The organism is Rhodococcus sp. P3_B8 (genome assembly GCF_056402775.1).
Map to the genome: position 1 here is coordinate 44,284 of NZ_JBFUGT010000033.1, position 7,772 is coordinate 52,055.

The window sequence follows — 7,772 nt, forward strand, 5'->3', positions numbered from 1 at the left end:
CGACGATTTCGACGGTCGTCGGTACGTGACGAAATTCGCTCAAAGTTCTTGTGCTATAACCTCTTAAGTCCACGCCTCGGCCTTCTCGCTCGGCGCGAATCGTCGGATCCGATCGGGCGGAGACACGCCCGGCGTTTCGGTCGAATTCGGCCCTCGGGACGTGCTGAATGTGGGACGATTCATGCTGATGAGCGACCACCTTTGACAGGTGAACACGTTCTAGTTAATATGACCTGAGTCACAGACCGCTGGGGGGGCTGGGCTCGAACTGACAGTCGGTGCTGGGCGAGATCATGGACGAGGAGGACGGATGGTAGACCTCCTCGAGGTGCCGTTGCGTGCGGTCGGCGGGTTCTTCACGATGTCGGGCGAAACGTTGAGGGCAGTCTTTTCGAGGCCCTTCCAGCGTCGCGAGTTCGTGGACCAGGCGTGGTTCGTCGCCCGGGTCTCGATGGTGCCCACCGTGCTGGTGGCCATCCCGTTCACCGTCCTGGTGAGCTTCACGATCAACATMCTCCTCCGCGAGATCGGCGCCGCCGACCTCAGTGGCGCTGGCGCCGCTCTCGGCACCGTCACCCAGGTCGGCCCCATCGTCACCGTGCTCATCGTGGCGGGTGCAGGCGCCACCGCCATCTGCGCAGACCTCTCCGCCCGCACCATCCGCGAAGAGATCGACGCGATGCGGGTGCTGGGCATCAATCCGATCCACCGCCTGGTCGTGCCACGAGTGCTGGCGTCGACCGCCGTGGCGCTCCTGCTCAACGGGCTGGTCTGCACCATCGGCATCCTCGGCGGCTTCGTCTTCTCGGTCTACATCCAGGACGTCAACCCGGGTGCGTTCGTCAACGGCATCACCCTGCTCACCGGATTCGGGGAGCTCGTGATCTCGGAAGTCAAAGCCGGTCTGTTCGGCATGATCGCCGGTCTCGTCGCCGCCTACCTCGGCCTGAACGTCCGGGGTGGCGCGAAGAGCGTCGGTGACGCCGTCAACCAGACCGTCGTGTTCTCGTTCATGGCCCTGTTCGTGGTCAACGTTCTCGTCACCGCCGTCGGCATCAAGCTGACGGCAGGGTGATCGACATGGTGGTGGAGTAGATGGCACTAGCGGCGGCCGGGCGCTTTCCCCGAACTCGCAAACGGTTCGCGTCGGCGTCCCGCTCGATCGACCGGCTCGGTGAGCAGGCGCTGTTCTTCGCGCGTGCCATCGGATGGGCTCCCCGCGCCCTGATGCACTACCCGAAGGAGACGCTGCGGCTCATCGCCGAGATCAGCATGGGCACGGGTGCGCTCGCGGTAATCGGCGGAACGGTCGTCATCGTCGGCTTCCTGACCCTGTTCACCGGCGGCACCATCGCGGTACAGGGGTACAGCTCGCTCGGCAACATCGGCGTCGAGGCCCTCACCGGCTTCTTCGCGGCCTTCATCAACGTGCGTATCGCGGCGCCGGTCATCGCGGGCATCGGGCTGGCGGCCACCATCGGCGCCGGCTCCACCGCCCAGCTCGGCGCCATGCGCGTCTCGGAGGAGATCGACGCGCTGGAGACGATGGCGATCCCGTCGATCCCGTACCTGGTCAGCACACGTGTGATGGCGGGGATGATCGCCATCATCCCGCTGTACGCCCTGGCGGTGATCGCGTCGTTCATGGCCAGCCGGTTCGCGACGGTGGTGCTGTACGACCAGTCGTCCGGCGTGTACGACCACTACTTCTCGACGTTCCTGATACCCACGGACATCCTGTGGTCGTTCGCGCAGGCCATCGTCATGGCGATCGCGATCATGCTCATCCACACCTACTACGGTTTCAACGCCTCGGGCGGTCCGGTCGGCGTCGGTGTGGCCGTCGGCAACGCGGTGCGCTCCTCGCTGATCGCCGTCGTCACCGTCACCCTGCTCATCTCGCTCGCCATCTACGGCGGGTCCGGCAACTTCAACCTTTCGGGATAGGAGTGCCGGTAGATGACTGATTCGGGTGGGAAGAAGAAGCTCGCGGCACTCGTCCTCGTGGTGAGTCTTCTCGCGATCATCGGTGTGTCACTGGCCATGTTCAACGGAACCTTCAGCGAGACCACGCCCGTCACCGTCACGTCGGATCGCTCCGGGCTGGTGATGGAACCCGACGCCAAGGTCAAGCTCCTCGGTGTCGAGGTCGGCCGCGTCGGCTCCATCGAACACGTGACGGACGGCGCCGAGCTGAAACTGGCGATGTATCCCGACATGATGTCGCTGATTCCCTCCAACGCCACCGTGGAGATCAAGTCCACCACCGTGTTCGGCGCCAAGTACGTCAACTTCGTGATGCCGGACAACCCGTCGTCCACCCCTCTGCAGGCAGGGGACGTCATCGCGTCCGACAACGTCACCGTCGAGTTCAACACGGTCTTCCAACACCTGTCCGACGTGCTGGCCCAGGTACAGCCGGAGAAGCTCAACGCCACCCTCGGGGCCATCTCGTCGGCGCTGCGCGGACGCGGCGAGGAACTCGGCGCCCTGCTCGAGCAGAGCGACAGCTACCTGGCGAAGATGAATCCGAGTCTGCCTCAGCTGCAGGAAGATTTCACGAAGGCCGCGCAGGTCACCGACGTGTACGCCGACACCGCACCGGATCTGCTGCGAGTGCTCGACAACGCGACGGCCACCAGCGGCACGGTCGTCGACGAACAGGACAACCTGGATGCCGTGCTGCTCAACGTCACCGGGCTGGCCGACACGGCCAACACCGTACTGACCGAGAACGAGCAGAACCTGAACTCCTCCCTCGACCTGTTGCTCCCGACGACGGATCTGCTGGCCGAGTACTCGCCCGAGATCTCCTGCTTCATCGTCGGCCTGAACAATGTGATCCCCCTCGCCGAACAGCTCATCGGTGGCAATCAGCCGGGCATCGCGCTGAGCGCCAGCTTCATGTACGGGCAGGAGCCGTACACCTATCCGAAGGACCTGCCGAAAGTGAATGCGACAGGTGGGCCGAACTGCCACGGCCTTCCCAATCCTGATCTCAGCAAGCATGCGAACTTCGTCGTGGCCGACACCGGAACGGTGCCGTTCGTGCCGTCGACGGAAGTCCAGGTGCACCTGCCCAAGGTGTTCCAGCTGCTGTTCGCGGGTGTGTACCCCGGGCAGGGTGGGCAGTGACAGTGCGAGCGACCACGGTCAAGCTGTTGATCTTCGCGACGGTGATGTCGGTGATCTTCGCCGGACTCGCCCTGGTGTTCAGCCAGTATCGGTTCAGCAGCTCCGACGGCTACCACGCCACGTTCACGGACGTGTCCGGCCTCAAGCCCGGCGACAAGGTGCGCATCGCCGGCGTTCCGGTCGGAGCCGTCGAGAAGGTGAGCATCGACGACGACAATCTCGCCGACGTCGATTTCACCGTCGACACCAAGTACTCGCTGTTCGACGGGACCAAGGCCACGGTGCGGTACGAGAATCTCGTCGGCGACCGGTACATGGAACTTCTCGAAGGCGCCGGATCGGTGGAACCCCTGCCGGACGGTGGATCCATCCCCGTTGAGAACACCTCTCCCGCACTCGATCTCGACCTTCTGCTGGGTGGGTTCAAACCGTTGCTGCGGGCACTGGACCCTCAGCAGGTCAACGATCTGTCCCAGGCGCTGGTCCAGGTGTTCCAGGGGCAGGGCGGAACGCTCGTCTCGCTCCTCGGCAGCACGAGTTCGTTCACGAACACCCTCGCCGACCGGGACCAGTTGATCGGTGAGGTGATCACGAACCTCAACCAGGTGCTCGGCACCATCAACAACCGCGGCGATCAGTTCCGGTCGACGCTCGACCAGTTGCAGCAGCTGGTCAGCGGGCTGTCCCAGGACCGCGATCAGATCGGTGACGCCATTCCCCGCATCGCCGGGGCGACGGGGGATCTCGCGAATCTGCTCGAAGGTGTGCGGCCACCGTTGCAGAGCACGATCGCCGAGGCCAATCGCACCGCAACTCAGCTCCAGGCGGGGGAGGACGACCTCGACTGGGTGCTCCAGAATCTGCCCGACGCCTACCGGCGGCTCATCCGCATCGGCACGTACGGCAGCTTCTTCCAGATGTACGTCTGCACGGTCAAGTTCAAGTTCTCCGGCCCGGACGGATCGGATCTGCTCCTCAACATGCCGGGCGGTCAGACGGCAGGGAGGTGTGCACCGTAGCCATGAAACGCGAACGTAATCCCGTACAGGTGGGAATCATCGGTGTCGCCATCGCGAGCATGATCGTGATCGCGACCCTGCAATACGATCAGCTGCAATTCCTTTCGGGCGGAACGCAGTACTCCGCCTACTTCGAGGACGCGGGTGGGCTGATGACCGGCGACGCGGTGACGCTCGCCGGCGTCGACGTCGGGAAGGTCGCCGACGTCGAACTCGATGAGCAGCACGTGCTCGTCAGGTTCACGATCGAGGACGGCATCGTCCTGGGCGACGCCACCGAGGCGAACATCAAGACCAACACCGTTCTCGGGCGCAAGTCGCTGGCCGTCACCCCGCTCGGGTACGAGACGATGCCGGTGGGGTCGACGATTCCGTTGGAACGCACCAACTCTCCGTACTCCCTCAACGACGCGCTCGGCGACCTGTCGAACACCGTGTCCGAGCTCGACACCGACGAGGTCAACAACGCGTTGAACGCGATGTCCGGCGCTCTCGAGAACACACCGCCCGAGCTGCGCACCGCACTGGACGGCCTGACCCGGTTGTCGGAGAGCATCAATTCGCGGGACGAGACGCTGCGACAGCTGCTCTCGCGTGCCGAGAACGTGACCGGAATCCTCGCCGAGCGCAGCGGGCAGATCAACTCGCTGATCGTCGACGGGAACCAGCTGTTCGGCGAGCTCGACCGTCGCCGCACGGCGATCAGCCAGCTGATCGTGAACATTTCCGCGGTGTCCCGGCAGCTCACGGRATTGGTCCAGGACAACGAGGAGCAGATGAAACCGACGCTCGACAAGCTGAACTCGGTGGTCGACGTCCTGCAGCGGAACAAGGACAACATCTCGCAGGCTCTCGACGGCCTCGCGCCGTACGCCACTCAGCTCGGGGAATCGGTCGGTAGCGGTCCGTTCTTCATGGCGTACGTCTACAACATCGGCATCGGCAACCTGTTCCAGGGGCTCAGCGACGCGGTGACGTGGCCGGAGCACCTCCCCAACGACCTCCAGGCCTACCTGCAGACAGGTCCGTCCATCGAGCTGAGGGAACCGCCGCGATGACGACGAACCCGGAAATCACCAACACGCGGAAGAAGTGGCTGATCCGCGGCGGCGTCGCCGCGGTCGTCGTGGTGCTGATCGTGGGCGCCGCAGTGATGTTCGTGCCCAAGCTCTTCCAGAACACGATCACCGCGTACTTCCCGACGACCACCGGGCTGTATTCGGGCGACGACGTCCGCGTCCTCGGTGTGAAGGTGGGGACGATCGACTCGATCGAGCCCGGTGCCGATTTCGCACGGGTCACGATGAACGTGCAGAAGAGCGTCGACATCCCGGCGGACGCGAAGGCCGTCATCGTCGCACCCAGCCTGGTGTCGGGACGGTTCGTGCAGCTGACACCCGTCTACGCGGGTGGGCCGACGATGGGCGACGGCGCGAGCATCCCCGTGGAGCGCACCGCCGTCCCGGTGGAGTGGGACGAGATCAAGACCGAGCTGAACAAGCTGTCGGAGGCGCTCGGACCGCAGGGCGCCGACCCGCAGGGCTCGCTCGGCACGTTCATCGACACCGCCGCCGACAATCTCGACGGCAACGGAGAGTCGTTGCGGAACACGCTGCGGGAACTGTCGGAGACCATGCGGACCCTGTCCGACGGCCGGACCGACCTGTTCTCCACCATCCGCAACCTGCAGACGTTCGTGGCCGCACTGTCGTCGAGCAACGAGCAGATCGTCCAGTTCGAGGGCAGGCTTGCGTCGGTGTCGAACATGCTCGCCACCAACTCCGACGAACTCGGAACCGCGCTGAACGATCTCGACCTCGCGCTCGGCGACGTCAACCGGTTCGTCGTGGAGAACCGGGCAAGCCTCAGCGAGCAGGTCGGCCGCCTGGCCGACGCCACCCAGGTGCTCGCCGACAAGAGGCCGCAGATCGAGCAGGTGCTCCACGTCGCGCCCACGGCGCTGGCCAACTTCAGCAACATCTACAAGCCGGCGCAGGGATCACTGGTCGGTGCGGTCGCGATGGCGAACTTCGGGAACCCGGTGAACTTCATGTGCGGTGCCATCCAGAGCCTGCAGGCCAATGAGGCGAACCGAAGCGCGGACCTGTGCACGCAGTACCTGTCGCCGGTCCTGAACTCGCTGACGGCGAACTACCTGCCCATCCTCACCAACCCGACGACGGGGGTGAACGCATTCCCCGACCAGATCGAATTCACGCCGCCGAGCCTCGGGGCCTCCGTACCCCCGCGGTCCGCGCCGCCGATGACCGGGGCCCTCGCCGGGATGCCGACCGTCGCCGTGCCCAAGGACCTCAACGATCTGCTGCAGCCGGGAGGTGGGCGATGACGAAGCGCACACGGGTGCGTCGCGGCGCCATCGCGGCTGTGGCGATCACGTTGTCCCTCACCCTGACCGGGTGCGAGTGGGAAGGGCTGAACTCGCTTCCCCTGCCGGGCACCGAGGGACAGGGCGACGACGCGTACACGGTCGAGATCCAGATGCCCAATGTCACGACGCTGTCGCAGAACTCGCCGGTCCGCGTGAACGACGTGACGGTGGGTTCGGTGACGGGCATCGACGTGCAGGACTGGCATGCACTGGTCACCGTCTCGATCAACGGCGACGTCCAACTGCCTGCCAATGCGACGGCCAAGATCGGCCAGACCAGCCTCCTCGGCTCACAGCACCTCGAACTGGCTCCGCCGACCGACGCCGAGCCCGAAGGCCGGCTCGAGAACGGCGACGTGATCCCCATCGAGCGGGCGGGCGCCTACCCGACCACCGAGCAGACGTTGTCGTCACTGTCGGTGGTGCTCAACGGTGGCGGCATCGCCCAGATCCACGACATCACCCAGGAACTCAACGCCGCACTGGGTGGCCGGGAGGACTCGATCCGGGATCTTCTCCCGCAGCTCGACCAGCTCGTCACGAGCCTGGATCAGCAGCGCGGCGACATCATCGGCGCGATGGAGGGACTCGACCGGTTGGCGGGCACCGTCAACGAGCAGAAGGCCACCCTGGACGCGGCGCTGGACGGCATCCCGCCCGCGCTGGAAGTGCTCGTCACCCAACGGCAGAACCTCACCACCGCGCTGGTCGAGGTGGGCAAGCTCAGCGACACCGCTTCCCGTCTCGTGGAGAACAGCGGCGAGGAACTGAAAGCGAACCTGGCAAACCTGACACCGGTGCTGCGTGAACTCGCCAACTCGGGTAGCGCGCTGACCGAGGTGCTGACCCTGATGCTCACGTACCCGTTCCCGATGAAGACGATGGACAAGGCGATTCAGGGTGATTACGCGAACCTCATGATGACGATCGACATGACCAACGAACGCGTCGACAGCAACTTCCTGACCGGAACCGGCCTCGGCGGATCGCTCGGCGGCGTCGAGGGCGCCGTGGGATCGCTCGCCGGGGTGGCGGGGCAGTCGGGCAATCCCCTGCAGGCACCCCTGCAGCCGGCTCCGAAGCCGGCACCCGCACCGCCGATGATTCCGGGTCTTCCACAGATACCCGGACTGCCGCAGATCCCGGGCCTTCCGCCGCAATTGGGAGGGGCGCCTACGCCATGAGAATGACGAGATTCGTTCGCATTCAGCTGATCATCTTCTCGATTC

Annotated in this window: 7 protein-coding genes; all 7 read left to right on the forward strand. The window is 65.0% G+C overall.

Translation table 11 applies throughout. The features are described from left to right. Positions 1 to 310: 310 nt before the first annotated feature. Genes AC1D1G_RS14795 through AC1D1G_RS14825 form a run of 7 tightly spaced genes read left to right on the forward strand, consistent with a single transcriptional unit; the run spans position 311 to position 7,727 of the window. Entirely contained in the window at positions 311 to 1,075 is a 765-nt protein-coding gene (locus AC1D1G_RS14795) for an MlaE family ABC transporter permease (protein ID WP_016884001.1), read from the forward strand. Positions 1,076 to 1,095: 20 nt separating this feature from the next. After that, complete coding sequence (locus AC1D1G_RS14800; protein WP_005244538.1) at positions 1,096 to 1,947, forward strand: MlaE family ABC transporter permease; 852 nt, start codon at positions 1,096 to 1,098, stop codon at positions 1,945 to 1,947. 12 nt (positions 1,948 to 1,959) lie between these two features. Then, positions 1,960 to 3,135: an MCE family protein gene (locus AC1D1G_RS14805; RefSeq protein WP_477952648.1), complete on the forward strand. Its 1,176-nt coding sequence runs from the start codon at positions 1,960 to 1,962 to the stop codon at positions 3,133 to 3,135. Further along, a complete protein-coding gene (locus AC1D1G_RS14810; protein ID WP_477952649.1) occupies positions 3,132 to 4,154 on the forward strand; it encodes an MCE family protein in 1,023 nt (340 codons plus the stop codon). The genes AC1D1G_RS14805 and AC1D1G_RS14810 overlap by 4 nt, the downstream gene beginning before the upstream one ends. Before the next feature lie 2 nt (positions 4,155 to 4,156). Continuing rightward, positions 4,157 to 5,212 carry an MCE family protein gene (locus AC1D1G_RS14815; protein WP_477952650.1) on the forward strand — a complete coding sequence of 352 codons (1,056 nt, stop codon included), beginning with the start codon at positions 4,157 to 4,159 and terminating at the stop codon, positions 5,210 to 5,212. Further along, the gene (locus AC1D1G_RS14820; RefSeq protein ID WP_280778855.1) at positions 5,209 to 6,501 is read left to right on the forward strand and encodes an MCE family protein; all 1,293 of its coding nucleotides are present in this window, start codon (positions 5,209 to 5,211) and stop codon (positions 6,499 to 6,501) included. Before AC1D1G_RS14815 ends, AC1D1G_RS14820 begins: the two co-directional genes overlap by 4 nt. After that, a complete protein-coding gene (locus AC1D1G_RS14825; RefSeq protein ID WP_477952651.1) occupies positions 6,498 to 7,727 on the forward strand; it encodes an MCE family protein in 1,230 nt (409 codons plus the stop codon). The genes AC1D1G_RS14820 and AC1D1G_RS14825 overlap by 4 nt, the downstream gene beginning before the upstream one ends. Positions 7,728 to 7,772: the final 45 nt, after the last annotated feature.